Genomic DNA, 825 nt, shown 5'->3' with positions numbered 1-825 from the left:
CTGAGGTAGCTTCGGCGCAATATTAATGCGGTTTTCGAGCAGTTGAGGGCGGTAACCTAAGTAGTCTTGCTGAGCGTTTCTCGCGTATTCCGATACTGACCAAGCCTGTGCGAAGGTGCCAGACTCAACCAATTTGTTATTGTCGTGTTGGTAGGCATCTAAGTTTTCGCTCATGGTGCCACGACATCCTTGATTAAGGATCTGCTTGGTAAGGTTCTTAGATAGTTGATAACTGAAATCTTGCTGCTTGTATCGTGTCAAAGCCGTAACCGTAAAGCCCGCATTCCAACCCCAGATCGTTCCATTATGGTAGGCCGCATCTTTATGATATTGGCTTTGATTGTCGTGATATGGGTGGAAGTCGATATGCTCTTGTTGCAGAGAACAAATGCCCCAAGGGAACAGTAATTTATCGACTGAATTTTTGACGATATGTTGCTCAATGTCGGGTGTTGTCAGAGACTCTTGTTGCGGAATCGATATTGTCATCAATTGATTAGGTCTGACATTGTAGTCTGGTTTATCGCCTTCTGCTAAGTGATCCGCTAGGCATTGCTGCTCTGGATTCCAAAACTGACTAATGAAGCTTTCTTTTACTTGCGCTGCTCGCGTTTGCCACTGCTGTTTGCTTTCATCATCACCAACAAGATCAGCTAAAGCCATCGCACAATGAAGGCTTTCGAACCAGAGTGCTTGAATATCATTGGCTTTTGGCCCTCTTGGTGACCACGGAATCGCACCGTCGATTTTGGCATCCATCCAAGTATCAGGGTGTCGGTGGCTCATTAGGCCATCTTGCGCAAGGTAGTGCTTCTCTACACCGGA

General features: G+C 46.3%; 1 protein-coding gene. It reads right to left on the bottom strand.

Annotated features, from left to right (window positions below; translation table 11 throughout):
• A partial coding sequence (locus tag KIV40_RS34755; protein WP_285354008.1) for an amylo-alpha-1,6-glucosidase occupies positions 1–825 on the bottom strand: 825 nt, incomplete at both ends.

The sequence above is a fragment of the Vibrio sp. D173a genome, from assembly GCF_030248475.1.
This window is presented reverse-complemented; position numbering and strand designations above follow the sequence as displayed.